The sequence below is a fragment of the Streptomyces sp. NPDC091387 genome (assembly GCF_044756945.1).
In the GTDB taxonomy this organism is placed as follows: Bacteria; Actinomycetota; Actinomycetes; order Streptomycetales; family Streptomycetaceae; genus Streptomyces.
Genome location: NZ_JBIVTZ010000036.1, coordinates 1 through 26,135 on the forward strand (window position 1 = coordinate 1; position 26,135 = coordinate 26,135).

Genomic DNA, 26,135 nt, shown 5'->3' on the forward strand with positions numbered 1-26,135 from the left:
ACAAGGACGCGGAGGCCCCGATCTTCGACCTCGTCGACTACGGCGTCGTGGGTGACCTCTTCAACGTCGTGCCCCAGCTGACCGACGAGGTCACCACCCGCAAGGGCTGACCCCACCGGCACACGACGCACGGCCTGCGGGGCCGCACGGTGAACACACCGTGCGGCCCCGCACCGTTTCCGATCACCATTGACGCAGGTACGGCAGCCTTATAACTTCACTATACGGATTGTTGATTCCGGGAAGCGGAAACAGTGAGAGTGTGGAGGGTGCGGAAATGGGTCAGCAGGAGAAGGTGGCGACGAGCCTCGCCGGAGCGGTCAGCGACGGGATCAGCGCCTCCCTCACAGGGGTGGACGCCGAACTCGCCCGCCGCTACCCCGGCGACCCCGGGACCCGCCAGCCCGTCCACACGGTCTACGTACCGGGGGACACCTTCACCGCCGGCACCATCCGCTCCTGGGGCGACCGGGCCCTGACGGCGCTCGACGAGCACGCCCCCGACGCGGCCCGCCTCGCGGCTGTTCTCGGCATCCCGGACGAGCTCGCCGAGGCTGTCCACGACCGGGTCCGCGCCAAGCTGGAGCGGGAACCCGTCGAGGACCTGCGGATCGACTTCGAAGACGGCTACGGCCCCCGCTCCGACGCGGAGGAGGACGAGGCCGCGGCCCGAGCGGCCCGGCTGGTCTCCGACGCTTACGGGAACGGCACGGCCGCCCCGTACATGGGCATCCGGATGAAGTGCATGGAAGCGGCCGTCCGGGACCGGGGGATTCGCACCACGGACGTCTTCCTCACCGGCCTGATGCGGGCGGGCGGGCTTCCCGACGGGCTGGTGCTCACCCTGCCGAAGGTGACGTACCCCGAACAGGTCACCGCCTTCGTCCAGCTCCTCGAAGCCTTCGAGGCGGCGCACGGTCTGCCCTCGGGGCGGCTCGGCTTCGAGATCCAGATCGAGACAAGCCAGTCCATTCTGGCCGCCGACGGCACCGCCGCCGTCGCCCGGATGATCGACGCCGCGCAGGGCCGCGCGACCGGTCTGCACTACGGCACGTTCGACTACAGCGCCTGTGTCGGCGTCAGCGCCGCCTACCAGGCGAGCGACCACCCGGCCGCCGACCACGCCAAGGCCGTCATGCAGGTGGCCGCCGCGGGCACCGGCGTACGTGTCTCCGACGGCTCGACCAACGTCCTCCCCGTCGGCCCGACCCCGCAGGTCCACGAAGCCTGGCGGCTGCACTACGGCCTCACGCGGCGCGCCCTGGCCCGCGCCTATTACCAGGGCTGGGACATGCACCCGGGCCACCTGCCGACCCGCTACGCGGCCGTCTACACCTTCTACCGCGAGGGCCTGGAACAGGCCGCGGCCCGGCTCGCCGCCTACGTGGCGAAGGCGGGCGGGGACGTGATGGACGAACCCGCCACCGCCAAGGCGCTCAGCGGCTATCTGCTGCGCGGCATCGACTGCGGCGCGCTGGACACCGCGGAAGTGGCCCGGCTGACCGGGCTGACCCGCGCGGACCTGGACGCCTTCGCCTCACCGCGGCGCGGCGGGCTGACGGTCACGGCGCCGTAGCGCGTACCCCACCCGGGCGCGGCGCGGGCCGCGCCCGGGACGATCGGATCACTGACGCTGTATGGGACCCCCGGTGCGCCGCGCGCGCTGGGTGAGTCTGCTGCGCAGCCGCATGCTCACCAGCACACCGACGAGCACCACGAGGATCGCCAGGCTGGTGATCCTCCAAAGGATGCTGTTCAGTACGGTGACCACGCCGATGAAGGCGAGCCCGAGCAGGAACACCATCTCGCGGAGTTCCTTCTTGAGCTGGTAGGTGCGGCTGCAGCGGATGCGCACGGTCGCCAGCCACTGCCCCTCGACGCCGAGCCCGGACCACAGCCGGCGGTCCAGGAAGGCCCAGGGCAGATCCGGATAGGTGCCGAGTGCGTCGAGTGAGCTCGGATAGCGGCTGGTCATGTCGCCGCCGTGCAGTTCGGCGCGACGGTTCTGCACTTCGTCGCTCGTCTGGATGGCCTTCAGTTCGAGGACCGGCACGATCCCGTTCTCGTCGGGGAAGCCCTCCAGCACCACGGCGTCGCCGCTGGACACGCCGATGAGCTGAAGCGTGAGGGCGTCCAGCAGGCAGACCTCGTGCTCCGCGCTGGCGCGATCGCCGTCCTGGATCCTGCAGGTGACATAGCTCTGCTTGCCGAACAGCACATCCTGCCAGCGGTGTTTGGCCTTGGGCAGCGTGGCCGGGCGCACCGTGACCGCTTCGCCCGGCTCGACCCCCACACAGATACGCAGCGAGCGGTCGACCTGCACGGTGTGCCGGTCTTCCCGGTTGATGTCGGCCGCGACCACCACGTTGGCCAGTGCGCCCAGGCGCTCGTGCCGCGAGGCCGGGACCTGAACGTTCTGCACGATCACATGGCTCGGGTGGCGCAGCGTGGCGGCGAGCCCGGCCGAGATCCTGACGACGCCGGAACCGCGTTGGTCGTAGGTATCGGGGGTGCGGGCGGCGTGGAAGGCCCCTGAGGGGAGCTCGTTGGCGGGGTGGATGTCGTCGTACGGAATGTTCGACGGTGCCTCGGGGACGAGTCCCTCCAGCCCCGACAGCGTGATGCGCTCCTCGTCCCGGAACAGCCGGGTGCCCTTCTCGCAGAGCTGTTCGTCGCCGCGGGCCCGCGAGCTGAACTCCTCGGGGGTGTCGCCGAACCACTCCCGCAGGAGCCGCGACTCCGAGAGCAGATCGGTGAGCAACTGCCGCTCGCCGGGGTGCGGCCTGGGGGCGCCCGCTCCGTCGTGGATCACACCGTAGCGGTGTACATACGCGTAGACACCGCCCAGCCGCTCACCGGAGGGCATCTCCACGGGGAAGCCGGAGGCGGGCAGGAACACCCGGTCGTACTCGCCATCGGGTGTGAAGACGCCCTCGCTGCTGTCGATGACCTCCAGCTGGGCCGCGTCCAGCCAGGTGACGAACAAGTCGCGGGTTCTGCCCGGCGTGTGGAAAGGAGATGCCGAGACGTAGCCGAGCGGACTCACGTAGGCGGAGACCCCGACCTCAATTCCCGTTGAGCGGACCTTGACCATGGGAACGGTCGAGGAGATGCCCAGCCCGTCCATCTTGTGCCGGAGCTGCGCCGGGCAGGCGTTCGAGCCGATCGAGAGTACGGGGAATCGCTCACCGATCAGCGGTTCGTTGGCGCTCATCAGCGCAAAGTCGAGTGGTACGGCGCGACCGGGTTCGGGGCTGCCGCTGAACTCGTTGCCGGGGTTCTCCACCAGCCACTGGGCAAGCCGTCGATTCTGCTTGGGCCGTAACCTCAGATACTGGTTCCGATGCAGCAGGCCCGATTCCACGGGCCAGGCTCCCGGGTAGATGAGCGGGTGTTCACGTGGCGCTTCATCGAGGCCCAATGCCTCAAGCGTGCGTTCGTTCACCTTGCGTCTGACCTTCCCCCGGGAATAGGAGCGCGGGCGCGGTGCGACCGACATCCTAGTGAACCGGGCACCGTGTCTCCTAGAAGGCCAGACGGTGTGAAGGCACTCAAATGCGCTCAGGACGGACGCAGTTCGCCCGAACCGCGCGCGATGAGCCTGGTGGGAAGCTCCACCCGCACCGGGGGGTGATCGGCGCCGTCGAGGCGGCGGAAGAGGTGTTCGGCCGCGGTGCGGCCGACGGTCGCGGCGTCCTGGGAGACGACGGTGATACCGAGCAGATCCGCGAGCTCGATGTCGTCGAAACCGACCAGGGCGACCGGTCGTTCACGGTCGGCCAGGGCACGTACGACGGTCACCGTCACCCGGTTGTTGCCCGAGAAGAGGGCGGTGACCGGTTCCGGGCCGGAGAGCATCGTCTCGGCCGCCCGGCGGACCCGGTCGGGCTCCGTGGAGCCGAGGGAGACCCAGGAGTCCTGCACGGATATCCCGGCGTCCGTCATGGCGGTGTGATAGCCGCGCAGCCGCTCGGTGGCGGTGTGGATGCGGGGCTGGTCACCGATGAACCCGATCCGGCGGTGGCCGTGCGCGATCAGATGGGCGACGCCCTGGCGGGCACCGCCGAAGCTGTCCGAGAGCACCATGTCGGCATCGATCCGGCCCGCCGGCCGGTCCACGAAGACGGTCGCGATGCCGGCCTTTATCTCCTGCTCCAGATAACGGTGGTCGTCACCGGCCGGAATCACGATGAGCCCGTCGACCCGGCGCGCGCACAGCGCGAGCACGAGCTCCTGCTCGCGCTCCGGGTCCTCGGCGCTCGAACCGTTGATGAGCAGGGCGCCGTGCGCGCGGGCGACCTCCTCCACGGCACGGCTCAGCGGCCCGTAGAAGGGGTCGGCGAGATCCTCCAGCACGAGTCCGATGGAGGCGGTACGGCCCTTGCGTAGCACGCGCGCACTGTCGTTGCGGCGGAAGCCCAGCGCGTCGATGGCCTCCTGGACCCGGCGCTCGGTGTCGGGCGTGACACCCGGCTCGCTGTTGACCACGCGGGAGACCGTCTTGAGCCCCACCCCGGCACGCGCGGCCACGTCCTTCATGGTCGGCCGGTTGCCGTAACGGGGCTCGGGATGACGGGTGGTCTCGGCCACGGTGCGCTGTCCTGTCGTCGGGTGCGGGGCTGTCCGGCGGGGCCGCGGAGAGTACCGCGGAGGGGGCCGGAGGCTGTGGCGTCGAGCATAGGCCCTGGACAACGTTGTCAGCTGAATGGAGACTATGCAGACTATTCAATGAAGCCGCAGGTCCCACCACCTCACCATCCGGAGCCCACACCGATGCATACCGACCTCGTAGCCGCGCTGGACATCGGCGGCACCAAGATCGCCGGCGCGTTGGTGGACGGCAGTGGCAGGCTCCTCGTACGCGCGCAGCGGCCGACGCCCGCCCGGGAGAGCGGGGAGAGGGTGATGGGGGCCGTCGGTGATGTGCTGGCCGAGCTGACCGCCTCGCCGCTGTGGGGGCGGGCATCGGTCGTCGGGATCGGCAGCGCGGGCCCGGTGGACGCCTCCGCCGGGACGGTCAGTCCGGTCAACGTTCCCGGCTGGCGGGACTTCCCGCTGGTGGAGCGGGTGAGCACGGCGACGGGCGGGCTCCCGGTCGAGCTGGTCGGCGACGGGGTAGCGATGACCGCGGCCGAGCACTGGCTGGGCGCCGCACGGGGTTACGACAACGCGCTGTGCATGGTCGTGTCGACCGGCGTCGGCGGCGGGCTCGTCCTCGGCGGCACGCTCCGGCCCGGCCCGAGCGGCAACGCGGGCCACATCGGGCACATCAGTGTCGACCTGGACGGCGATCCCTGCCCGTGCGGTTCGCGCGGCTGCGTCGAGCGCATCGCCAGCGGGCCCAACATCGCCCGCAGGGCACTGGAGGGCGGCTGGCGGCCCGGCCCGGACGGTGACGCCTCGGCCGCGGCGGTCGCCGCCGCGGCGAGGGCGGGGGACGCGGTCGCCGCGGCCTCCTTCGAGCGGGCCGCGCAGGCGCTGGCCGCGGGCATCGCCGCGACGGCCACGCTCGTCGAGATCGACATCGCGGTGATCGGCGGGGGAGTGGCCGGAGCGGGCGACGTCCTGTTCGCCCCGCTGCGCAGCGCACTGCGCCGCTACGCCACGCTCTCCTTCGTCCAGCAGCTGACGGTGGCGCCCGCGGTCATGGGCAACGACGCGGGGCTGGTGGGTGCGGCGGCAGCGGCACTCGCGGTCCGGGCGGGCGCGGACGGAGTGGTCCCGGTCTGACGACCTGGCGCGCGACAGGGAGCGGACCAGATCGTCAGGGCTGTCCCACGACTCTGAGAACCGCGCCGTCCGTGTGAGGGCGGGCCCGACATCTCGGACCCGCCCTCACACGCGTGGGGCGGGGGTTCCCGGTCAGCAGGTGATGCGGAGGTTCCCCCAGTCCGCATGGTCGGAGTCGTCGCCGTCCCCTCCGTCGGTGACGACCAGGCGGACGACCTGGGCGCCGCTCACGTCCGCCGAGACGGGCTGCGCCGGCATCGCGTTGGTCAGCACCCCGGTCGAGGCCGCCTTGGTGCCGTCCGCCCAGATCTCGAAGGCCACACTCCCCTTGTCGCCCTTCTCGTCGTCCACACCGACCCGGGCCGTCACGGTGTCGCACGCACCGCCCGCGTAGTACTCGACGGTGCTGTCCGCGTGCACGCCGAGCCCCTTCGCGTAGACCTCGCCGCCGATGGTGAGCGGATTTCCGTCGCCCGCCGCGCTCTCACCGTTGCTGGTGTCCTTCTCGACCGGCCCGTAGCCGTTGGACGCGGAGAGCTGTGCCAGATCGCTCAGAAAGCCGCCGCCGGCCGGTGGCGCCACCACCACATGGGCCTGGAAGGGCACCGAGGACCGCACGCGTTTCCCGGCGGGCGAGCGGTACTGAGCGGTGAGCGTCAGGTCGTACGTGCCGGTCGCCGTGCCGGCCGGGGCCGTCACCCGCCAGCGCGTGGTCAGCGCCCGTCCGGTGGGCAGCGCGGCGGCAGTGGTCGCCGAGCCGGCCCTGACCTGCCAGCCCGACGGCCCGGTGAGGGCCGCAGAGACCTTCAGGGCAGGCGTACGGCCCAGATCGGTGACCGTCGTCGTCAGCTGTGCGGTGCGTCCGGCCTCGACCAACGGGCTTCCGTTCAGACCGAGTTCAGCGGCCGGAGGGTGCGAGGCCCACCCGTTGTCGGCGGCGACACGCAGCAGCACGGTTCCGTGCGCCGGAACAGTCGCCGAGATGTCGCCCGCGGTGTTGTAGTCCGTGTGTTCCCACAGGTCACGCATCGTGTACGCGGCTGCCCGCGGCAACCCCGTCGCCGCGGCCGTCGTCGAGATCCGCTGCGCGCTCCCGGTCTCGTTGAACAGCGCCACCGCCCGGCTGCCGTCCTTCAGCTCCTTGGACACGACCCAGCGCCCCTCTTCGGAGGAGAGCACGGTTCCCTGCTTGCCCAGCGGGTCCTGGTCGACGGCGATGACCTCGTGGTTGGAGAGGATGTCGAACGTCTCGGGTGTCGCCTTGCGCAGGTCGGAGCCGATGAGGAGCGGGGCGGCCATCACCGACCACATGGAGAAGTGGGTCCGGTACTCCGTGTCCGTCATCCCGCCGTTCCCGACCTCCAGCATGTCGGGGTCGTTCCAGTGTCCCGGTCCGGCGGCTGCGGAGAGCGGCAGATTCTGCTTCATGATCGACAGCATGCTGCTCCAGCTGTCGTTGATGTCGCCCGTGGTGCGCCAGAGATTGCCGAGTTCCGCGGCCCATTCCCAGGGCTTGTTCTCCCCCCATTCGCAGATGCTGTAGACGATGGGCCGGCCGGTGGCGGCCAGCGCGTCCCGCATCGTCGTATAACGCTCTTTCGCGTCGACGCCCTGGTTGTTGCAGTTGTCGTACTTGAGGTAGTCGACGCCCCAGTCGGCGAACTGCTGCGCATCGCTGTACTCATGGCCGAGTGCGCCGGGCAGGCCGACGCTGTCGCAGGTCTTGGTGCCGGCGCTGGTGTAGATGCCGAGCTTGAGACCCTTCGAGTGGACGTAGTCCGCGACGGCCTTGATCCCGTTCGGGAACCGCGCCGGATCGGCCTCCAGCTTGCCTTCCGCGTTGCGCTGCGGTTTGGCCCAGCAGTCGTCCAGATTGACGAACTGATAGCCGGCGTCCTTGAGGCCCTTCTCGACGAAGAGATCCGCGATGCCCTCGACCATCGACTCGTTGAACTCGGCCCGGCAATGGGTCGAGTTCCAGTTGTTGAAGCCCATGGGGGGTGTGAGAGCGAGATCCCCGTCGGCCCGCGCGCCGGTGTCGGACGCCGGGGCCGGGGCGGGGCCCGGGGAGTCCGCTGCGGCGGGGAAGGCGATCCCCGCCGCGCACAGGAGTCCTGCGGTCAGCGCTCCGATGACTCTGTGGGGGCCTGAGCGGGGTGTGCGGATTGGAAGATGACGCATCGATACGTTCCTCCGGACTCGTGCCGAATCAAGTGACGGCATGTGCACGCCAAGACGTGCGGTTACGTTAGGGCGTGTTGGAGTCTGTTGGAAGAGGGTCGGTGCCGGTTGTTCGGTAGCTCGCCAAAAGCCTTGACGTCGGCCCTGGTTGGGAGTGATATCCAAGAGCGAGCGTTCGGATGTGTTGAGTTGCCTTCCGGGGGAGGGGGTCATGGCGCGCTCGCGCGACAGGCCAGATGTACCCGGCCGTGTCACAGGACATCGGATGTCCCGGTGAGGTCAGTGCGGTGAAACCCGCGTGGCCAGGGCGGACATGCGGTGCATGACCGCCGTCGGAATCGCCGGGTTCCCGGCGGCGTCCTCGGCGCTGCTCCCGATGCTGTCGTCATTGAGGAGCAAGGAGACCAGGACCTTCGCCGGCAGTGCCGGATTCTGGCGGGCCCGGCGGCGGACACCGTGGTCGGCGTCGCCGAGCAGCCTGACAGCGGAACCGGGGGACAGCCGGACGTCACCGGCGGCGGCGCTCCGCACCCGCGGATCGGGATCTCGGCTGAACCGTTCGACGAGTGCGGCTGACGATGCGGGATCTTCTAGTGCCAGAAGGCGCATCCGGGGCTCCGGGTCCTCGGCGAAGCGGAGCAGGGTGTGACGGGGGAAGTTGGGGTGGTTGCGGGGGCGCCCGGGGAACGAGAGGCTGCCGGGCCACCAGCTCCACACCTCAAGGAGCAGCTCCGCCGGGGCGTCGTCGCAGGACTCGGTGAGGAAGAGGCGCACGACGCTGTCCTCGTCGTGGGCGAGAAGCTCCACGACATCCGACGGAAGGCGCGGCGCACGGGCCACGCTGCGACGGATCCGCAGGTTCGGCGACACGGCGAGTTGACGCATCGCGGTGGCGTCGGAATGCAGGGCGGCGATCCACCACACCGCGTACGTGCGGTCATCGGCGCCGGTGTCGGGCACGGTGGCGGCCATCGCCGCGACCTCGGCCGGGTTCGAGGGTGGTCGGGACCCGGGGTCCGGCGCCGCTTCGACACCGGTCCGGCGTCCTGACTTCGGGTACGCGGCCTGTTCCGCCGCCAACTCCGCCAGCGCACTGCGGTGCGCCGAATCCGGGGAGGCGGCGAGGAGCCGGTCCCACTGGGCGGGCGAGAGGTTCCCCGATTCGGCGGCCGTGCCGTGAACGCCCCTGGTGGGGTGGACGGCCGCCGCGTCCAGGACACCGGCCGGGAGGTCGTCGCGGTACAGGAAGTGCACGATCGGCCTCCTCCCCGCGTCGAAGAGGCTGATCAGCACCTCGGCCGGTGCGGCACGGTTGAGGCCCAGACCGCGCAGCCACGCCTCGGCCAGGCGCTCGGAGGGGCGGACGCCCTCGGACAGCGCGGCCCAGGCTTCCCGGTCTGCGTCGGTCTCGGTCATCCGCCGATTGAACAGGTACGCAATCGGATGATCAATGCCTTCTCGCGTCCCAGGGCCGCGCGCGCACCCGGCCCGGACGTGCGGACATGCCTCCGATCGAGTCACTCGGGCCCACTGGCCGAGGAAGTTGTCAGTGGTCGGTGCGATCCTGCTGCCATGGACGAGATCATGCGGCGACGGGTGTACGGCGCCGATCACGACGACCCCGACCCCGGGCCCCGGCCGGGGCGTGTCTACCGGGAGCTGGTGGGCGGCCCGCTCGACGGGCTGCTGCTGGACGTGACCGGCTGGACGGAGGTCGCCCTCGCGGACGGTTCCGCCCTGATCACCGAGATCGGCTCCTACGGGGCCGGTGGCAGGGCCGAGTACGGACCGAGGGTGAACGAGCCGTACAAGTGGGACTGGCGGGGCGACACCCCCTGAGCGCCAGGGCGCGTGCCGCGCGTTCCCGGAAGCCCTGCCGCACCGGCCCGCGGTGCTCGCTGTGCCGTGCCGACCGGAGGCGCCTGAGGGCGCCTGGGTGAGGGCGCCTGGGTGAGGGCGGGGCCACCCGGCCCTCACCCAGGCGCCCCGCCAAGCGCTCAGCGGCCCCGGTCCGAGTACTGCTGCGGCACGACCACCAGGAACGCGTCCTGTTCCAGATCCATCACGACCTCCGCCGCGACACCCTCGCCGCGGCGGGCCGCCGCGAACTCCTCCGCCGGCCAACTGCCCCGCGGGCCTCCTGCGGGGAACTGCTCAAGCACGGTGCGAAGCACGGTTCACCCCCTGTCGTTCCTTCTGCTGTCGGCTCCAACGACGTCCGGCCGTCTCCGTTACGGTTCCGTGGACGCCGCTCCCTGCCTCAGGACGCCTGTGAGCGCCGTCCGCGGTTGCGTTCGTGCAACGGCATCGCCTCAAACGGGTTTTCGCGGCAGTTGATACGGGCGGGCCGGGCTGCGATGGAGTCCCAGATCTGGGACCGTTCGGTCAACCGGGGGCGCCGTGAGCTATCGCCGCCGAGGGGACTTGGGCCGCCGGGCTACCCCAGGGGCCGCCGACATCCGGCTCCCGGGCCGCCGGTCAGATACCTTGCCCGCCGGGCCGTGCGCCCGCCGGGCAAGCAAGATGAAGTCCCATGCATGGCCGGGGCCCTGCCGAGGTGATCCGCGGCCTGCCCAGATCGTCACGACGGCCCGCCGACGGCACCTGAGATTCGCACGCCACTGGCCCTGGACCGATGTGATCACCGACGCCCTGGTACGACTCGAAACCCTCCCGACCCTGGCTGACCAGCGAGTTCCTGTCCCGCCAGATCTCGATCAACGCCCGGCGGGGAATGCTGCGCGCCGGCCGAAGCCGACCATGACGAGCGCCATGAGCGTGAGAGTGATCATCCCGGCTGGAAGGACAGGTGCGCCCACGCCGTCGACGACCACAGCCCCCGCGGCACCGCCCGCAAAGATCGCCATGTTGAAGGATGTCGTCAGCACCGCGTTCGCCGCATCGGCGTTCTCGCCCGCGACTTCCCCCATGGCCGTCTGCAACTGCGTCGCGGCGCCGCCGAACGCGAGGCCCCACAGGACGATCGCGAGCAGCGCGAGCACAGTGGACTGCTGCGCGGCGGCAAGAACCGCTGCGGCGACGATGAACAGGGTCACGCTCGCCAGGGTGAGCCTGCGAAGGGCGCGGTCGATGAACACGCCGGTGACCCAGATACCTCCGAGCGCAGCGACGCCGAAGACGAGAAGTGTGATGTCGGGCCGGAGCACGAGATGCGTCTGCCGCAGGTAGGAAGCGATGTAGGTGTAGAGCAGGTTGTGCGCGAGCATCCAGACGAATACGACGCCAAGGATGGTCGCCACGCCGGGAATGCCCAGCACTCGGCTGAGCGGAGCGCGTGTCTGCGCCGACTGCCCCGGGGCGTCGGGCACGAGGAACTTCGCGAAGACCATGGCGATGATGCTGAGCAGCGACATCGCGGCGAAGGACCAGCGCCACCCGACTGCCGAGCCCAGCCAGGCGCCGAGGGGGGTTCCGACAGCCAGTGCGACGGGGGTACCGGTCATGGCGATGGCGAGGGCGCGCCCGGCGTGCTCAGGTGCGGCGATACGGCGGGCGTATCCGGCGAGCATGCCCCACAGCAGACCGGAGAATGCTCCCGCGACGAACCGGGCGCCAAGGGCGACGGCGAACGACGGCGCTACCGCGGTGGCGGTGTTCGCGACAAGGAACCCGATCAGACCCGCGAGGAGGAGCGGCTTGCGTCGTGACCCGCGCGTCAGTGTGATCGCGGGTATCGCCGCGAGGACCGTTCCGATCGCGTAGGCGCTCACGAGCTGGCCGGCACCGCCTTCGGAGACGTCGAGTCCGGTAGCGAGCTGCGGGAGCAGCCCCGCAGGCAGCGTCTCGGTCATGATCACGATGAATCCGGTGCACGCCATCACCACCAGTGCGGGAATGGGGAACGAATGGTGCGCTCGCTCGTGAGCCGGCGTGGGGCTCGTTGTGGTCATCGGGTCGGACTCCCCAACTAGTTATGGATTGACTGATCCGATATTGACCGCGGTATGGACGAGTGTCAAACTGATCAGTCAGTCCGCAATGAAGGAGGTTCACCGTGCCCACCGTCGGTCGTCCCCGCATCTTCGACATGGAGGCCGTCCTGGAGGCCGCGATGCTGCTGTTCTGGGAACAGGGTTACGAAGGGACATCACTGGCCCAGCTCCGCGAGGCCACAGGGCTGTCCTCCGCGAGCCTCTACGGTGCCTTCGGCTCGAAGGAGGGACTGTTCGAGAAAGCCGTTGAGCACTACATCGCCGGACCGGGCAGCGTCACCGATGTCGTGGCCGACGAGTCGGAAAGCCCCCGCGAGGCCATCGCCCGGCTCCTCCACGGGTCGATCAACATGCAGACCGACACATCCCATCCCCGCGGATGCCTCGTCGCCCTCTCGGGGACGGTCCGGGCGCCGGGAGCGGGCGAGGCCGGAGCGCGGAAGGTCGTGGCGGCGCGCCGCGCAGCGGACCGAGCACGCATCAGGGCGTGCGTCGTACGCGGCATCGCCTCAGGAGAACTCGCCGAAGACACCGACGTGGACGGCGTCACGTCAATGATCCACGGCTTTTTGCTCGGTATTTCGACACAGGTCTGTGACGGCACATCAGCACGGCACCTGCACGCGGCGGCCGACGCCGTGCTCGCGAACTGGGACACACGGGGACGCTGACGCTCACGTGCACCACACGTCGGCATCGGTCCACGCGCAGCCCCCGGAACCGCACGACTTCAGGCGACATAAATCGCGTGCACGACCGGCGGGCGCCTGGCCACCCTGACCTGCTGACTGCCGGGCAACCCGTCGACTACCCTGCCGACGATGCGAGCCGAGCCAGGGGACGGAGAGCGTGGCCCCGGTCAACGGGGAGTGGCGGGGACCTCATCGGACCCCTGCCTGCCCGTGCAGCCTGCGCAGGTAGTCGTAGGCGCCGGGGAACGTGTCCAGGAGGTTCCGCTGAAGCGCTTGACGGAAGAGCGGCTCGGCCCCGGCCACGGACTCCGGACGGTGGGCCAGGGTGCTGCGACAGTAGCGGCCGTAGCCGGGCAGCAGGCCGAAGCGACGGTAGATGTGATCGGGCCCGCCCGCCGGGAGGACGCGGTCGGCCGGGCCCACCAGCACGAGGCCGGAGCCCGCAGGTCCAGACCGCGGGCCAAGTTCGTCACCGTCACGCACGGCATGCCGCTTTCGCCGCGGGACTCGTGGTGCACCACTTCGTCCCCCGTCCTCCACGTGGAGTGGAGGAGAAGCCCTCCTCCGGACCGCCCGCGGCTCCGTCACATGCCGGAACATCGGCGTCCAACGCGACAACCTCGCTGTCCACGAACCGGAGCAGGAAGACGCTGCGGCTCACGGACGCACTCTGCCATCGTCATGATCCGCCGGACAGGCCCAGGCGTGCGCGGAGCCAGGCGGCCGGCCTCGCTACGCGGCGTGGGTCATGGCGTCGAACACCGCCTCGGGCAGATCGATCTCGGCGGCCCGGACATTCTCCTCCAGGTGCTCGACGGACGAGGTTCCCGGGATCGGCAGCAGCGTGGGCGAACGCTTCAACAACCAGGCCAGGGCGAGTTGTGACGGACTCACGCCGTGCTGCCGGGCCGGCTCGGCGAGCAGGCCGTCGTCCTTCGACAGTTTGCCGGTTGCCAGCGGGAACCAAGGGATGAAACCGATGGCGTGGTGCGTCGCGTACTCCAGCAGCGGCTCAGCCGTGCGGTCGGCGAGGTTGAACAGGTTTTGCACCGAGACGATCGGGACCGTCCTCAAGGCCGCTTCGAGATCCTCGACAGAGACCTCGGAGAGCCCGATGTGCCGAATCTTGCCCTCCTGTTGAAGGAGCTGCAGTTCACCGAGCTGTTCCTCAAGGGGAACCTTCGGGTCAATGCGATGCAGCTGGAAGAGGTCGATGTGGTCCGTTCCCAGGTGGCGCAGGCTCATCTCGGCCTGCTGGCGCAGGTACTCGGGCCTGCCGACAGGGAGCCACTGGTCGGGGCCGGAGCGGGCCAGCCCGGCTTTGGTGGCGATGACCAGGTCATCCGGATAGGGGTGCAGGGCCTTCTTGACGAGTGGCTCGGCGACGGCGGGACCGTAGGAGTCCGCCGTGTCGATGAAGTTCACGCCGAGCTCGACAGCACGGCGCAGGACTTGGACGGCTCGGTCCGGGTCTTCCGGGTTCCCCCAGACGCCGGGACCGGTCATCTGCATGGTGCCGAGGCCGAGACGGGTGACGGGAAGGTCGCCGCCGAGACGAAAGGTGCCTGCCGCGGTGGCGGGCCCGTGGGTCGAATTCATCGCTGGTCTCTCACGTGAGTGGTCTGTGCTGGGAACTGGGGTGTGGATGATGAACCGGACGCTCGTGGAGGGAACGCCGTTCATTCCGGGGCGGGCTCAGCGGGCGTCCGTCGCGTCGTTCCACGGGCGCCAGCGGCCGTTGCCGTCGACCGTGCCGAGCTGCTGGTCGGCGAAGTGGACACCGAAGCCGTAGACCCCGTCCTGGGAGAGGTACTCCACGAGCCGGCGCCGAGAGCGTTCGGCCTCTGCCCGGTCGTGGTCGAGGACCACCTCCCAGTCGGGGTGGTGGACCTGTACGGGGGAGTGCATGGCGTCACCGAACGCGACGATCCGGCGGCCGTCGCCCGCGTCGAGAACCCAGGCCGTGTGCCCGGTCGTGTGCCCGGGCAGCGCCCAGGCCCGGACGCCCTCGGCGATCTCGGTCCCGTCGGCCACGGACCTGGTCCGTTCGCTCTGCCCGGCGAGCCGCGGCCCGGCGGCGGGATCCAGGCCCTCCAGTTCGCCTTCCCCGACGACCCATCGGGCGTTCGGGAACAGGCTGTGCGGATGGTCGGCCGCGTCGGGGCGTGCCCAGCCGGTGTGGTCGTCGTGCAGATGGGTGAAGGCGATCGTCTCCAGCGCGGCCGGGTCGACGCCGAGGCTCGCCAGCGAGGCCGGGAGGTCCTTCACGTGCTCGAAGCCGTACTGGAAGTGTTCCGGGTCGTCGCCCGAGATCCGGCCGTGGCCTGCGTCGAGAAGCAGGTGATGCCCGGCGCGTTCGACGAGCAGTGCGCCGCATCCCATGGCCAGGTGACCGGCGTCCGTCATGTGAGTGCGGTACGGGCTCCAGTCGGTCTCCTCGGAAGCGGGGTAGACCCGCGTCGGGATCATGGTGACACCGGCATCGGGCAGATAGGTCAGGGTGAGCTCCCCGATGGTCCGGGTCCACAACGTCGGCATACGGCGCCCGGAGTCACTGGTGAGGTCGGCGGCGTCAGTGCCGTCAGTGCGGTCGGGCCGGAGGATGTCGGCCGTGGTTGTCTGGTCGCTCTTGGCCATGGTCGAGCCTTTCTTCGTGTGTTCGTACGGGTACGGGTGCGGTGGAAGCGAATGAAGGATCGGAGAGGAAGGGGTCGGGCGGGATCCGCTCACGGAGCGATCACGCGGACCGGTTCTCCAGCGGCGTACGCGAGGACGTCGTCGAGTGCGTCGCCGTAGAAGGTCCGGTAGGTGCCGGCGGTGACGTAGCCCAGGTGCGGGGTGAGCACCGTCCGTGGTGCGGTGCGCCACGGCGAGCCGGCGGGGAGCGGTTCGGCGGGATGGACGTCGAGGGCGGCTCCGCCCAGGCTTCCCGAGGCCAGGGCGGCCAGCAGCGCCCGCTCGTCCACGAGGGCCGCCCGGGAGGTGTTGACCAGCAGCGCGTCCCGCCGCATGAGGGCCAGTTCGTCGCGTCCGATGAGTCCGGTGGTACGGCGGGAGAGCTGGACGTGGAGCGTGACCACCTCCGACGTGGCCAGCAGTTCCCGTTGGCTGACCGGAGAGACGCCCAGTGCTCTCGCGTGCCCGGCGTCGAGGTGGGTGCTCCAGGCGACGACGTCCATGCCGAAGGCGAGTCCGACCCGGGCCACGCGGCTGCCGACATTGCCCAGTCCGATGATTCCGAGACGGGCGCCATACAGGTCGCGCCCGACGGTGCTCTGCCAGGCACCCGCGCGCAGGCTGCGGTCCTCAGCAGGGACGGAACGGGCCAGGGCGTGGATCAGCCCCCAGGTCAGCTCGGCGGTCGATGTCAGCCCCGCCGCGCGGGTGCCCGAGACCAGGATCCGCTGCCGGTGTGCCGCGGCCACGTCGACGGCCGCGTTGGCCGGACCCGTGGTGACCAGCAGGCGGAGGTTCGGCAGTGCGCTGAGGACCTCGGCCGGGAAGGCGGTGCGCTCGCGCATGGCGACGACGACGTCGAACGGCTCCAGCGCGGCAATCACCTCCTCGGGGCCGCCCAGGTGTTCGGTGAAGACGGTGAGGCGCGCACCGTCGGGCAGGGCGCTCCAGTCGGCGTACCGGTGGGAGGTCCCCTGGTAGTCGTCCAGGATCGCCACACGGCGGATTTCAGGCATGAGCGGGGTCCTTCGAGTCCTTCGAGTGCGGGTCAATGGGGTCCGCGGTCGCGGTGCGTACGCTCACCGACGGGTCGGTGAGCGGTTCGGAGGGGCTCGGGCGGAGCAGTTCCAGGACCCAGATCCCGACGCCGATCAGCGCGGTCACCGCGCCGAGCGCCGATATCCCCGTCCAGCCCACGAGCGGGTACAGCGCCGAAGCGAGCGCGGAGGCGACGGTGCTGCCGGCGAACGAGGAGACCATGAGGGCCGTCGTCACCCGGCTGCGGGCGTGCGGTACCCGGTGGTAGAGCACGCTCTGATGGCTGATCAGCAGGGCCTGCTGGGCAAGGTTGAGGAGCATGATGCCGACGACCAGCGCGACCAGCCCGCCTGCGCCGCCCGCTCCGGCGAAAGCCAGTACGCCCCAACTGGCCGTCAGCAGGACCAGTCCACCGGTCGCTACCTGCCGGCCGCGCCCGCGGTCCGCGAACCGGCCGGCCGCCACCGCGGCGGCTGCCCCGACCACTCCGGCCAGGCCGAACAGGCCGATGGCGGCGGGGCCGTACCCGTAGGCCGGACCGGCCAGCAGGAACGACGACGCCGTCCACAGGATGGTGAAGGATCCCATGCCGACCGCTGCCAGGCCCATACGCCTGCGCAGCAGCGACTCGGTGCGCACCAGCGTCAGTACCGAGCGCAGCAGCTGGGGGTAGGGGGTGGTCCCGGACGGCGGCACGGGACGCAGCACCAAGCGCAGGGTGACGGCCAGCACCACCATGAGCACTGCCGCGAAGACGAACACCAGCCGCCAGTCGCCGAACTCCGCGAGGAAGCCCGCGGCAGTACGGGCCAGCATGATCCCGACGAGCAGGCCGCTCATGACCGTGCCCACCACCGAGCCGCGTTCGTGGTCGGCGGCCATCGAGGCCGCCATCGGCACCACGATCTGCGCCACGGCGGAGGTCACCCCGACCAGTGCGACCGCGGCGTACAGCGACCCCAGCGAGGGTGAGATCGCCGCGCCGAGCAGGGCGACGGCGCTCAGACCGAGCAACGCACTCACCAGACGCCGACGTTCGAGCACATCACCGAGGGGCACGAGCAGCGCCAGGGAGACCGCGTAGCCGATCTGCGAGGCAGTGACGACGAGGCCACCGGCCCCCTCGGACACCCCCAACGCCCGCGAGATGACCGGCAGCAGAGGCTGCGCGTAGTAGATGTTCGCTACGGCCGCACCGCACGTCACCGCCAGCAGCAGCACCATCGCGCGGCTCAGCGCGGGGCGGTCGTCGGCGTCGGTCTCAAGTTCTGGATCGTTCATACCGAAATACTCATCCCGGACCCGGCGCAGGGTCAAGCGGTTATGGCTCGATCGATCCATAAGTGATGAGGGTCACTGAGGGCTCGAAATGCGGGCACTTGGCGGGGGAGCCGCTTGACGATCTACAGGAGCTTCAGGGTCAAGCAAGCTGTCGGACTTTGCCCCCAAAGGCAGAAGACCGTCCTCGTCCATCGGGCCCCCGTTCGTTCCGTTCGCAATTTCGGCCACGAAGGTGCGATACGGCTCGGGCGGCACTGCTGGTCCTCTGGAGTGCCGCCGCACTGGCCGCAAGGCCGCCGAGGTCACCATCGCCACCGTCTATGCGGTCACCAGCCGGTATGAGGTGCCCGGTGCGGAGAAGCACCCACAGCGAGGTGACGATCGCAATGGAGGAGCGGATCGTTGGGTATCCCCAGGAGGTGTGGGAGACGGAAGTGGTGGGAGCCGGGCTGTGGACACCGCCTTTCCCATCCGTCTCCCAGACGATCCCGCGAAATCCACTCCGCCGCTGTTCAGCGGCCTTCCCATCCTGGAGTACGAGTGATTGTTGTCTGGATCAACGGTGCGTTCAGCGCGGGGAAGACCAGCGCCGCGCGCGAACTGATCGATCTGATCCCGAACAGCACCTTCTACGACCCGGAACTGACCGGCGCGGGGCTGCGCTACCTGCTGCCCCAGAAGAAGCTCGCCGAGGTGACCGACTTCCAGGACCTGCCGATCTGGCGGCGCATGGTGGTGGACACCGCGGCGGCCCTGCTCGCCGAAGTCGGTGGGGTACTGGTGGTGCCGATGACGCTGCTGCGACAGGAGTATCGCGACGAGATCTTCGGAGGGCTCGCCGCCCGGCGCATTCCGGTGCGCCATGTGCTGCTCTCACCGGAGGAAACGATCCTGCGAAAGCGGATCGCCGACCGAGTCGAAGCCGAGGACGATCCCGAACGCAGCGAACAGGTCCGGCAGTGGGCGTACGAGCACATCGGGCCCTACCGCTCGGCGCTCGACTGGATAACCGGGGACGCCCACACGATAGACAACAGCGCGCTCACCCCGCGGGAGACCGCCGAACTGATATCCGAGGCCCTGCACACGGGGGCGGCGCCGGCCTGCGAGATCGTGCAGACACCCGATCCGGCCGCGGAGACCGTCGCGGCCGGGGTGCTGCTCTTCGACGAGGACGGCCGGTTCCTGCTCGTCGACCCCACCTACAAGCCGGGCTGGGAGTTCCCCGGCGGCATCGTGGAGTCCGGCGAGGCCCCCGCGCAGGCCGGGATCAGGGAGGTCGCAGAGGAGATAGGGATACAGCTCGCCCGGGTGCCGAAACTGCTCGTCATCGACTGGGAGGCGCCAGAGCCGCCCGGATACGGCGGACTGCGGCTGCTCTTCGACGGAGGCCTGCTGCCGGGCCGGGATGCCGGGCGGCTGACGCTGCCCGACTCCGAACTGCGCGGCTGGCGGTTCGTCACCGAGGCGGAGGCGGCCACCATGCTGCCGCCCACCCGGTACGAACGGCTGCGCTGGGCGCTGCGGGCCCGCGAGCAGTCAGTTGTGTTCAATCTGGAGGCCGGAGTCCCGGTCGGCTGAAGCGCGCAATACCTCGGCGGTGCCGACGGTGACGGGATCTCCGTGTCCGAAGCAGACCGTGGCCGGCTCCAGCGCCGCCAGCCGCTGGAACGAGGCCACGGCCTGCTCGCGGTCGATGTTGAAGACGCCCAGCATGACCTGCCCCGCACCGGCCACGCAGTCCCCGGTGAACAGCACCCCGTGCGCGGGGAGATGGATCCCGATGGAACCCGGGGTGTGGCCGGGCGAGTGGATCACCCGGGCACCGCCGCCGAAGTCGATCGTCGAGCCGTCGGAGAGCTCGCGGTCGACCCGGGTCGCCGGGGCCACCGGAACGGTCAGCCCGTGCTCGTACAACGGAACCTCCCAGTCGAGCAGCACCGGGTCGCCGATCTCCTCCTCGCCCCGGATCACCGGGGCGTCGAGCCGGTGCGCCAGGATCTCGGCGCCGTGGCGGTCGGCGAGCTCCTGGGCGGCGCCGTAGTGGTCGCGATGGCCGTGCGTGATGACGATGCGGGAGATACGGGCGGGGTCCAGGCCGAGGCCGCGCACCGCGTTCTCGATGGCGGGCGCGGCGTTGATGTCGCCCGCGTCGATCAGGGTCAGCTCCGCCCCGTCGCGCCAGAGGTACGCCTGACCGATCGGGAAACGGAACATGTGGAGCCGGGGAAGTACTTCGACGAGATCCATGCGCCGAACGTACGCAGCGGCAGACGTCCAGCGCACGGATCTACGCTCTGCGCGTGCTTCGCTCAACGCGTAGCGGCGGCGGGCCGGGAGGGCCTGAGCCGGCCCGGCCCGCCGGGCCGCGTGCGGTCCGCTCAGGCCTTCTTGGAGGCGGCGTAGTTCCGCAGGAACAGCGCCTCGGCCACCGACATCCGCTCCAGTTCCTCGGGCGACACGCTCTCGTTCACCGCGTGGATCTGCGCCTCGGGCTCGCTCAGCCCGATCAGCAGGATCTCCGCCTCCGGGTACAGCGTCGCGAGCGCGTTGCAGAGCGGGATCGAGCCGCCCATGCCGGAGGACTGCATCTCCTGTCCGGGGTACGCGGCCCGCATGGCGTCCGCCATCGCCGTGTACGCCGGGCTGGACACGTCGGCGCGGAACGGCTGCCCCTGTCCGACCTGCTCGACCGAGACCCGGGCGCCCCACGGGGCGTGCGACCTCAGATGCGCGGTGAGCAGCTTCGTCGCGTCGTCGGCGTCGACGCCCGGCGGCACCCGAAGGCTTATCTGCGCCCGCGCGCCGGCCTGCACCGAGGGCGTCGCGCCGACGACCGGCGGGCAGTCGATGCCGATCACCGTGACGGCCGGCCGCGCCCAGATCCGGTCCGCGACCGTACCCGTGCCGATGAGTCCGACCCCGTCGAGGACCTTCGCGTCCTTGCGGAACTCGGCCTCGGGGTACTGGAGACCGTCCCACTTCGCACCGGTGGTGAGCCCGTCGACGGTCGTCGTGCCGTCCTCGGCACGCAGCGACGCGAGCAACTGGATCATCGCGGCCAGCGCGTCGGGCGCCGCGCCGCCGAACTGCCCGGAGTGCAGGTTCCCTTCGAGGGTGTCGAGCCGCACCCGCAGCATCGTCATCCCGCGCAGGGTCGAGGTGACCGTGGGCAGACCGACCCGGAAGTTGCCGGTGTCGCCGATCACGACGGTGTCAGCGGCGAGCAGCTCCGGATGCGCCTGCGCGTACTGCTCCAGGCCTCCGGTGCCCTGCTCCTCCGAGCCCTCTGCGATCACCTTCACGGAGACCGGCACCCCGCCGTTCGCCTTGAGGGCGCGCAGCGCGAGGAGGTGCATGACGAGGCCGCCCTTGCAGTCGGCCGAGCCCCGGCCGTACCAGCGGCCGTCACGTTCCGTCAGCTCGAAGGGCGGGGACAGCCAGGCGGACTCGTCGAGCGGCGGCTGCACGTCGTAGTGCGCGTACAGCAGTACGGTGGGTGCCCCGGCGGGACCGGGCAGGAAGCCGTAGACGGACCGGCTGCCGTCCGGGGTGTCGAGCAGGGCGACGTCCTGGAAGTCCTCGGCGCGCAGCGCTCCGGCGACCCACTCGGCGGCGGCGTCGCACTCGCTCCTCGGGTACACCGCGGGATCCGCCACCGACTGGAAGGCCACCAGCTCGGCGAGCTCCGCCTTGGCGCGGGGCATCAGTGAGGCGATGGTCTCGGAAATCGGATGGCCGCTCATGGGCACGCTCCTAGCAGGTGCGACGTTATGTGTACGAATCCGTGTACTTGAACGCCGCGAATGCGGCGTTGTGGTTACGACGGAGGCACGGCCGATCCTCCCACAGCAGGGGGCGGGCGGAACGCGCCGTAGGATGCCGTGAGCAGCTTGGGCCACTGGTCGGATCGGGAGCAGAAGCACATCGTGAGCAGCGAGAACGCAGACGCCGGACATGAGCACGAAGAGTCGTCCGTGTGGGATGTCGTCGTAGTCGGCGCCGGACCGGCGGGAGCCTCCGCGGCATACGCGGCGGCGGTCGCCGGCCGTCGGGTGCTGCTGCTGGAGAAGGCGGAACTGCCCCGCTACAAAACATGCGGCGGCGGCATCATCGGGTATTCGCGTGATTCGCTGCCGCCCGGATTCGAACTGCCGTTGCGGGACCGGATTCACGCGGTCACGTTCTCGCTGAACGGCAGGCTCGCGCGGACCCGCCGCTCCAAGCGCATGCTCTTCGGGCTGATCAACCGCCCCGAGTTCGACGCGGGCCTGGTCGAGGAGGCGCAGAAGGCCGGAGCCGAACTGCGCACCGGTGCGACGGTGTCCCGGGTGGAGCAGCACGGCGCCGCGGTGCCCGACCGGCGCACGGTCGCGGTCGTGCTGTCCGGCGGCGAGACGGTCCTGGCCCGTGCGGTGGTCGGCGCGGACGGCAGTGCCGGGCGGATAGGCGCTCACGTCGGGGTGAAGCTCGACCAGGTGGACCTGGGCCTGGAGGCGGAGATCCCCGTTCCGCAGACGGTCGCGGAGGACTGGGCCGGCCGGGTGCTGATCGACTGGGGTCCCATGCCGGGGAGTTACGGCTGGGTCTTCCCCAAGGGCGACACGCTGACGGTCGGTGTGATCTCGGCGCGCGGCGACGGCGGCGGCACCAAGAGGTACTTGGAGGACTTCGTCGCACGGCTCGGGCTGGCCGGCTTCGAGCCGAAGATCTCCTCCGGCCATCTGACGCGCTGCCGCAGCGACGACTCGCCGCTGTCGCGCGGCCGGGTGCTGGTGTGCGGTGACGCGGCCGGTCTGCTGGAGCCGTGGACCCGCGAGGGCATCTCGTTCGCGCTGCGGTCGGGGCGGCTCGCGGGGGAGTGGGCGGTCCGGGTCGCGGAGTCGCACGACGCCGTGGACGCTCGCCGCCAGGCGCTCAACTACGCCTTCGCCATCAAGGCCGGGCTGGGTGTCGAGATGAGCGTGGGGCGGCGCATGCTGAAGCTCTTCGAGCGCCGCCCGGGTCTGCTGCACGCGGTGCTGACGGGATTCCGTCCGGCGTGGAACGCGTTCGCGGGGATCACCCGGGGAACGACCTCGCTGGCCGAGCTGGTCCGTTCGCATCCGCTGGCCCAGCGGGCCCTGTCCACGATGGACCGCAAGTAACGACCGCCGCTGCCCGCCGGAACGGCGGACGTCCGGCCGGATCCGGCAGTCCCGGGGTCCGGCCGAGGCGGTGCGGAGGAGGGGGCCGGCGGGGCCGGCCGCTCAGTTCTCGACGGTGATCCGGAAGACGGGGTGGTCGGGGCAGGCCGCGAGGAGTTCGGCGTCCGTGGACTTCGCGGTGATGCCCTTGAAGTACTGGTTGACCTCCCAGCCCCAGCGCTTCAGGTAGGTGCGGACGACGACCACCTTGTGCTCGTCGTCCGCGATCTCCACGGCGGTGAACGTGCGGTTGCTGCGGCCCTTGCGCAGTTCGCCGCCGCCGGCGGCCCGCATGTTGCGCACCCACTGCGAGTGGCCGCGGGCCGAGACCAGGTACTGCGCGCCCTCGTAGGTGTGCGGGTTGACGGGGATGCGCTGCATCTGGCCGCTCTTGCGTCCGCGGACCGACATCTCCTGCGTGCCGAGCAGACTGACACCGTGCCGGGCGAGCCGGCCGACGAAGCTGTTCAGGCGGACGGTGAGCGGGCTTCCCTGAAGGTAGTAGGCCTGCGACATGATGATCCCCACTGCTTGGGAGAGCGGTGCTCTCGCTTGAGATCAGTGTGCGCGAGAGTGGTGCTCAAAAGCAAGAGCACTGCTCTCGTTATTGGTCGCTGCTCTGCTCCCGTGGCAGACTGAGATTCATGAGCGCTATCCGAGGAGCCAGGGAACGGGCCCGTGTCGAGGTCACCGCCGCCATCAAGGACGAGGCGCGCAGGCAGCTCGCTGCCGAGGGAGCGGCGAAACTCTCGCTGCGCGCGGTGGCGCGCGAGCTCGGCATGGTCTCCTCCGCGCTCTACCGCTACTTCCCCAGCCGCGACGAACTGCTCACGGCCCTCATCGTCGATGCGTACGACGCCGTGGGCGAGGCGGCCGAGAGCGCAGGACGGGCCGGAGTCCCGGGCCCGTCGGAGCGCGCGGCCCACCTGGCACGCTGGGTCGCGGTCGCCTGTGCCGTACGCGGCTGGGCACTGGCGCACCCCCATGAGTACGCCCTGATCTACGGTTCGCCGGTGCCCGGCTACACGGCGCCGCAGGCCACCGTCGGCCCCGCGTCACGCGTCGGCCGCGTCCTCATCGCCGTCGTCGAGGACGCCCACCGCGAGGCCGGGCTGGCGCTGCCGCCGCTCGCCGCGGAGCTGCGTCCCGAGGCCGAGAGACTCGCCGCCGACCTGGCCCCCGGCCTGCCTCCCGAGGTCGCCGTATCGATCGTCGCCGCCTGGGCGCAGCTGTTCGGGCTGGTGTCCTTCGAGGTCTTCGGCCAGTTCAACCGGGTCGTGGAGGCCAGGGATGACTTCTTCCGCCATGCCGCGGAAGAGCTGGCCCGCACGGTCGGCCTGCTCGGCACCGCACGCCGCGGCGGCACCGGCACGGCGGGCCGGGCGCGGCGCTGACGACACGCCGCACCCCGGGCACACCTGATCCCCGGCGTCCACGGGGCCGGCCGCGCCCCTGGGTGGCACGATCGAGGCGGGGACCCGCCCCGACGGCGGCTTCCGGGTACGCGCCGAACTCCCCCTGCCGGCCGGCGGGACCGACGGGGCACCGCACCAGAAGGAGACACCGTGATTCGCGTACTGCTCGCCGATGACCAGTTCCTGGTCCGGGCGGGATTCCGGGCGCTCCTGGGCGCCCAGCCGGACATCGAGGTGGCCGGCGAGGCCGCCGACGGCGAGGAGGCCGTCCGCCTGGTGCGCGAACTGCGGCCGGACACCGTGCTGATGGACATCCGGATGCCGCGTCTCGACGCCTCGTCGCGACACGCGCGATCACCGAGGACCCCGCGCTGAACGAGGTGAAGGTGGTCATGCTCACCACCTTCGAACTCGACGAGTACGTCTTCGAGGCGATCCGTTCCGGAGCCTCCGGCTTTCTGGTGAAGGACACCGAGCCGGAAGAGCTGCTGCGGGCCGTCCGTGCGGTGGTCGCCGGTGACGCGCTGCTGTCCCCGGGGGTCCCCCGCCGCCTGATCGCCGAGTTCGCGGCCCGTTCCAAGGAACCCGCGGCCGCGACGGGCCTGAGCGAACTGACGGAACGGGAACGGGAGGTGATGGCCCTGGTCGGCATAGGCCTCTCCAACGAGGAGATCGCCCGCCGGCTCGTCGTCAGCCCGCTCACGGCCAAGACCCATGTGAGCCGCACCATGGTGAAGCTCGGCGCCCGCGACCGGGCCCAACTGGTCGTGCTCGCCTACGAGTCGGGACTCGTGCGCCCCGGCTGGCTGGGCTGAACCGGAGTCGGCGGACCACCCGGCCGGATCTCGACAGCGGCGTCCTGGCGGCCGAACCGCCACAGCACGTCGACGACACGTCCCACGAGGACGAGCCCGGCCACGCCGGCCGCGATCATCAACAGCGCGGACCGCGGGCCGCCGTGCGGTGCGAGGAACACAGTGGGGACGCAGACCACGATGAACGCTCCCGCGGCCATCAGGGCTCCGCTCAGCACGGCGAAGCCGATTTCGACGGTCATGGCGTCCCGGTCGGCCTGGCTTCGGTGTCCCATGCCCGCAGTGTCACAGGAGCGGTGACAGCGGACAACCCCACCCGTACGGGTACGGGTGGGCCGCAGGGATGTCCCGCCCCCGAACACGAAGCGACGCCCTCTGGAATTCGCCGCTGAAGGGGGCGTCGGCTCAGGACCAGGTGACCGCGGAGTTCTCGCGCCACAGCCGGGCGAGACCGGGGTCGCCGGTCAGGGTGAGGACGGTGAGCGGCAGCCGGTTCCAGAGCGAGAGACAGAGCTGCTGGGCCGTGCCGCTCAACTCGCAGTCCACGGCTCGGTCCGTCGGCGTCCCGGTCCCGCGCACGGCCCGCGGCGGCTGCGCCGAGAGCTGTACGGTCCAGACCGTGCCGGTGTCCGTGGCCCGCACCCGCAGCGTGCGGGGCACCTCGGTGCGCAGCCGGCTCTTCGGGCGGGTGTGGAACCCCCGGAGCAGTTCGTCGACGCCGTCCACGGCGTGCGCGGCTGCCACGGGGGACAGTGCCCCGCCGCGTGCGGACTCCGCGTCCACCCGGTGGATCGTCGTCTCGTGCGCCTGCCGCCGCGCCCAGAAGGCGAGCGGCGACGGCGCGGCGAAGAAGGTCCAGCACGTCACGTCCGGCGGCGCGCTGTGCAGGACGTCCACCAGCCGGCTGTGTCCCTCACGGAACCGGCCGAGCAGCTCGGGCCCGTCCAGGTCGGGCTCCCCGGCGTCGGGGACGTACGTGGTGTGTCCCTCGGCCACGAAGGCGGCCGCCCAGGTGTGGACCATCGCGGTGTGCCGGAGCAGGTCCCGCACCCGCCAACCCGGGCACGTCGGCACGGGAGCCCCGGTTCCGGCCTCCTGCGCGGCTTCCGCCAGCAACCAGCCTTCGGAGGCAAGGGTGTTGATGTGCTCCGCGATCTCCATGGCAGGG

22 protein-coding genes and 3 pseudogenes are annotated in these 26,135 nt (G+C 70.6%); 9 read left to right on the forward strand and 16 right to left on the reverse strand.

The window, feature by feature from the left end; all coding sequences use genetic code 11:
• Nucleotides 1–110, forward strand: a pseudogene (locus ACIQM0_RS38385) (electron transfer flavoprotein subunit alpha/FixB family protein); the annotation flags it as partial.
• A gap of 167 nt (nt 111–277) precedes the next feature.
• Nucleotides 278–1,576 (forward strand): DUF6986 family protein, encoded by a 1,299-nt coding sequence (locus ACIQM0_RS38390; protein WP_401295658.1) that lies wholly within the window; start codon nt 278–280, stop codon nt 1,574–1,576.
• Between the two features lie 1,026 nt (nt 1,577–2,602).
• Here ACIQM0_RS38390 and ACIQM0_RS38395 read toward each other — a convergent pair.
• Together ACIQM0_RS38395 and ACIQM0_RS38400 are read right to left on the reverse strand one after the other, a co-directional pair.
• Nucleotides 2,603–3,499 (reverse strand): annotated as a pseudogene (locus ACIQM0_RS38395) (hypothetical protein); the annotation flags it as partial.
• A 62-nt stretch (nt 3,500–3,561) separates the two neighbouring features.
• Nucleotides 3,562–4,590 (reverse strand): LacI family DNA-binding transcriptional regulator, encoded by a 1,029-nt coding sequence (locus ACIQM0_RS38400; protein ID WP_401295660.1) that lies wholly within the window; start codon nt 4,588–4,590, stop codon nt 3,562–3,564.
• Between the two features lie 183 nt (nt 4,591–4,773).
• On the opposite strand from ACIQM0_RS38400, the gene ACIQM0_RS38405 reads away from it, so the two are divergent.
• Nucleotides 4,774–5,730, forward strand: a complete 957-nt coding sequence (locus tag ACIQM0_RS38405; RefSeq protein ID WP_401295662.1) for an ROK family protein — start codon at nt 4,774–4,776, stop codon at nt 5,728–5,730.
• A gap of 132 nt (nt 5,731–5,862) precedes the next feature.
• Here the strand turns inward: ACIQM0_RS38405 and ACIQM0_RS38410 are convergent, their stop codons facing one another.
• Nucleotides 5,863–7,911 (reverse strand): NPCBM/NEW2 domain-containing protein, encoded by a 2,049-nt coding sequence (locus ACIQM0_RS38410; RefSeq protein ID WP_401295664.1) that lies wholly within the window; start codon nt 7,909–7,911, stop codon nt 5,863–5,865.
• 279 nt (nt 7,912–8,190) lie between these two features.
• Nucleotides 8,191–9,327, reverse strand: a complete 1,137-nt coding sequence (locus ACIQM0_RS38415; RefSeq protein WP_401295666.1) for a hypothetical protein — start codon at nt 9,325–9,327, stop codon at nt 8,191–8,193.
• Nucleotides 9,328–9,483: 156 nt separating this feature from the next.
• Between ACIQM0_RS38415 and ACIQM0_RS38420 the strand changes: the two genes are divergently transcribed.
• Nucleotides 9,484–9,750, forward strand: coding sequence for a hypothetical protein (locus ACIQM0_RS38420; protein WP_401295668.1), 267 nt, complete (start codon nt 9,484–9,486; stop codon nt 9,748–9,750).
• A gap of 158 nt (nt 9,751–9,908) precedes the next feature.
• On the opposite strand, the gene ACIQM0_RS38425 is transcribed toward ACIQM0_RS38420, so the two are convergent.
• On the reverse strand, nt 9,909–10,085 hold the full coding sequence (locus ACIQM0_RS38425; protein WP_362964478.1) for a hypothetical protein: 177 nt from the start codon (nt 10,083–10,085) through the stop codon (nt 9,909–9,911).
• 543 nt (nt 10,086–10,628) lie between these two features.
• The gene (locus ACIQM0_RS38430; protein ID WP_401295670.1) at nt 10,629–11,822 is read right to left on the reverse strand and encodes an MFS transporter; all 1,194 of its coding nucleotides are present in this window, start codon (nt 11,820–11,822) and stop codon (nt 10,629–10,631) included.
• Between the two features lie 104 nt (nt 11,823–11,926).
• Here ACIQM0_RS38430 and ACIQM0_RS38435 point away from each other — a divergent pair, with 104 nt between their 5' ends.
• Complete coding sequence (locus tag ACIQM0_RS38435; protein ID WP_401295672.1) at nt 11,927–12,535, forward strand: TetR/AcrR family transcriptional regulator; 609 nt, start codon at nt 11,927–11,929, stop codon at nt 12,533–12,535.
• Between the two features lie 210 nt (nt 12,536–12,745).
• Here the strand turns inward: ACIQM0_RS38435 and ACIQM0_RS38440 are convergent, their stop codons facing one another.
• The 5 genes from ACIQM0_RS38440 to ACIQM0_RS38460 form a co-directional block, all read right to left on the reverse strand.
• Entirely contained in the window at nt 12,746–12,985 is a 240-nt protein-coding gene (locus tag ACIQM0_RS38440; protein WP_401295673.1) for a hypothetical protein, read from the reverse strand.
• A 303-nt stretch (nt 12,986–13,288) separates the two neighbouring features.
• On the reverse strand, nt 13,289–14,155 hold the full coding sequence (locus ACIQM0_RS38445) for an aldo/keto reductase (RefSeq protein ID WP_401295717.1): 867 nt from the start codon (nt 14,153–14,155) through the stop codon (nt 13,289–13,291).
• A 96-nt stretch (nt 14,156–14,251) separates the two neighbouring features.
• Entirely contained in the window at nt 14,252–15,193 is a 942-nt protein-coding gene (locus ACIQM0_RS38450) for an MBL fold metallo-hydrolase (RefSeq protein WP_401295675.1), read from the reverse strand.
• An 89-nt stretch (nt 15,194–15,282) separates the two neighbouring features.
• The gene (locus tag ACIQM0_RS38455) at nt 15,283–16,248 is read right to left on the reverse strand and encodes a D-2-hydroxyacid dehydrogenase family protein (RefSeq protein WP_401295677.1); all 966 of its coding nucleotides are present in this window, start codon (nt 16,246–16,248) and stop codon (nt 15,283–15,285) included.
• Nucleotides 16,241–17,551 carry an MFS transporter gene (locus ACIQM0_RS38460; protein WP_401295679.1) on the reverse strand — a complete coding sequence of 437 codons (1,311 nt, stop codon included), beginning with the start codon at nt 17,549–17,551 and terminating at the stop codon, nt 16,241–16,243. The genes ACIQM0_RS38455 and ACIQM0_RS38460 overlap by 8 nt, the downstream gene beginning before the upstream one ends.
• A 543-nt stretch (nt 17,552–18,094) precedes the next feature.
• Between ACIQM0_RS38460 and ACIQM0_RS38465 the strand changes: the two genes are divergently transcribed.
• The gene (locus ACIQM0_RS38465; protein ID WP_401295718.1) at nt 18,095–19,132 is read left to right on the forward strand and encodes an NUDIX domain-containing protein; all 1,038 of its coding nucleotides are present in this window, start codon (nt 18,095–18,097) and stop codon (nt 19,130–19,132) included.
• Here ACIQM0_RS38465 and ACIQM0_RS38470 read toward each other — a convergent pair.
• Together ACIQM0_RS38470 and ACIQM0_RS38475 are read right to left on the reverse strand one after the other, a co-directional pair.
• Nucleotides 19,091–19,801 carry an MBL fold metallo-hydrolase gene (locus ACIQM0_RS38470; RefSeq protein ID WP_401295681.1) on the reverse strand — a complete coding sequence of 237 codons (711 nt, stop codon included), beginning with the start codon at nt 19,799–19,801 and terminating at the stop codon, nt 19,091–19,093. The genes ACIQM0_RS38465 and ACIQM0_RS38470 overlap by 42 nt on opposite strands.
• Nucleotides 19,802–19,932: 131 nt before the next feature.
• The gene (locus ACIQM0_RS38475; protein ID WP_401295683.1) at nt 19,933–21,297 is read right to left on the reverse strand and encodes a dipeptidase; all 1,365 of its coding nucleotides are present in this window, start codon (nt 21,295–21,297) and stop codon (nt 19,933–19,935) included.
• 183 nt (nt 21,298–21,480) lie between these two features.
• On the opposite strand from ACIQM0_RS38475, the gene ACIQM0_RS38480 reads away from it, so the two are divergent.
• On the forward strand, nt 21,481–22,698 hold the full coding sequence (locus tag ACIQM0_RS38480) for a geranylgeranyl reductase family protein (protein WP_363021599.1): 1,218 nt from the start codon (nt 21,481–21,483) through the stop codon (nt 22,696–22,698).
• Between the two features lie 102 nt (nt 22,699–22,800).
• Here ACIQM0_RS38480 and ACIQM0_RS38485 read toward each other — a convergent pair whose 3' ends face one another.
• Entirely contained in the window at nt 22,801–23,253 is a 453-nt protein-coding gene (locus ACIQM0_RS38485; protein ID WP_401295685.1) for a nitroreductase/quinone reductase family protein, read from the reverse strand.
• A gap of 128 nt (nt 23,254–23,381) precedes the next feature.
• Here ACIQM0_RS38485 and ACIQM0_RS38490 point away from each other — a divergent pair, with 128 nt between their 5' ends.
• Nucleotides 23,382–24,131 carry a TetR/AcrR family transcriptional regulator gene (locus ACIQM0_RS38490; RefSeq protein WP_401295687.1) on the forward strand — a complete coding sequence of 250 codons (750 nt, stop codon included), beginning with the start codon at nt 23,382–23,384 and terminating at the stop codon, nt 24,129–24,131.
• Nucleotides 24,132–24,302: 171 nt separating this feature from the next.
• Nucleotides 24,303–24,967: pseudogene (locus ACIQM0_RS38495) on the forward strand (response regulator).
• Here the strand turns inward: ACIQM0_RS38495 and ACIQM0_RS38500 are convergent.
• A complete protein-coding gene (locus ACIQM0_RS38500) occupies nt 24,928–25,242 on the reverse strand; it encodes a DUF6332 family protein (RefSeq protein WP_401295689.1) in 315 nt (104 codons plus the stop codon). The pseudogene ACIQM0_RS38495 and the gene ACIQM0_RS38500 sit on opposite strands and share 40 nt — an antisense overlap.
• A gap of 130 nt (nt 25,243–25,372) precedes the next feature.
• Nucleotides 25,373–26,128: a maleylpyruvate isomerase family mycothiol-dependent enzyme gene (locus ACIQM0_RS38505; RefSeq protein WP_401295691.1), complete on the reverse strand. Its 756-nt coding sequence runs from the start codon at nt 26,126–26,128 to the stop codon at nt 25,373–25,375.
• Nucleotides 26,129–26,135 lie beyond the last annotated feature (7 nt).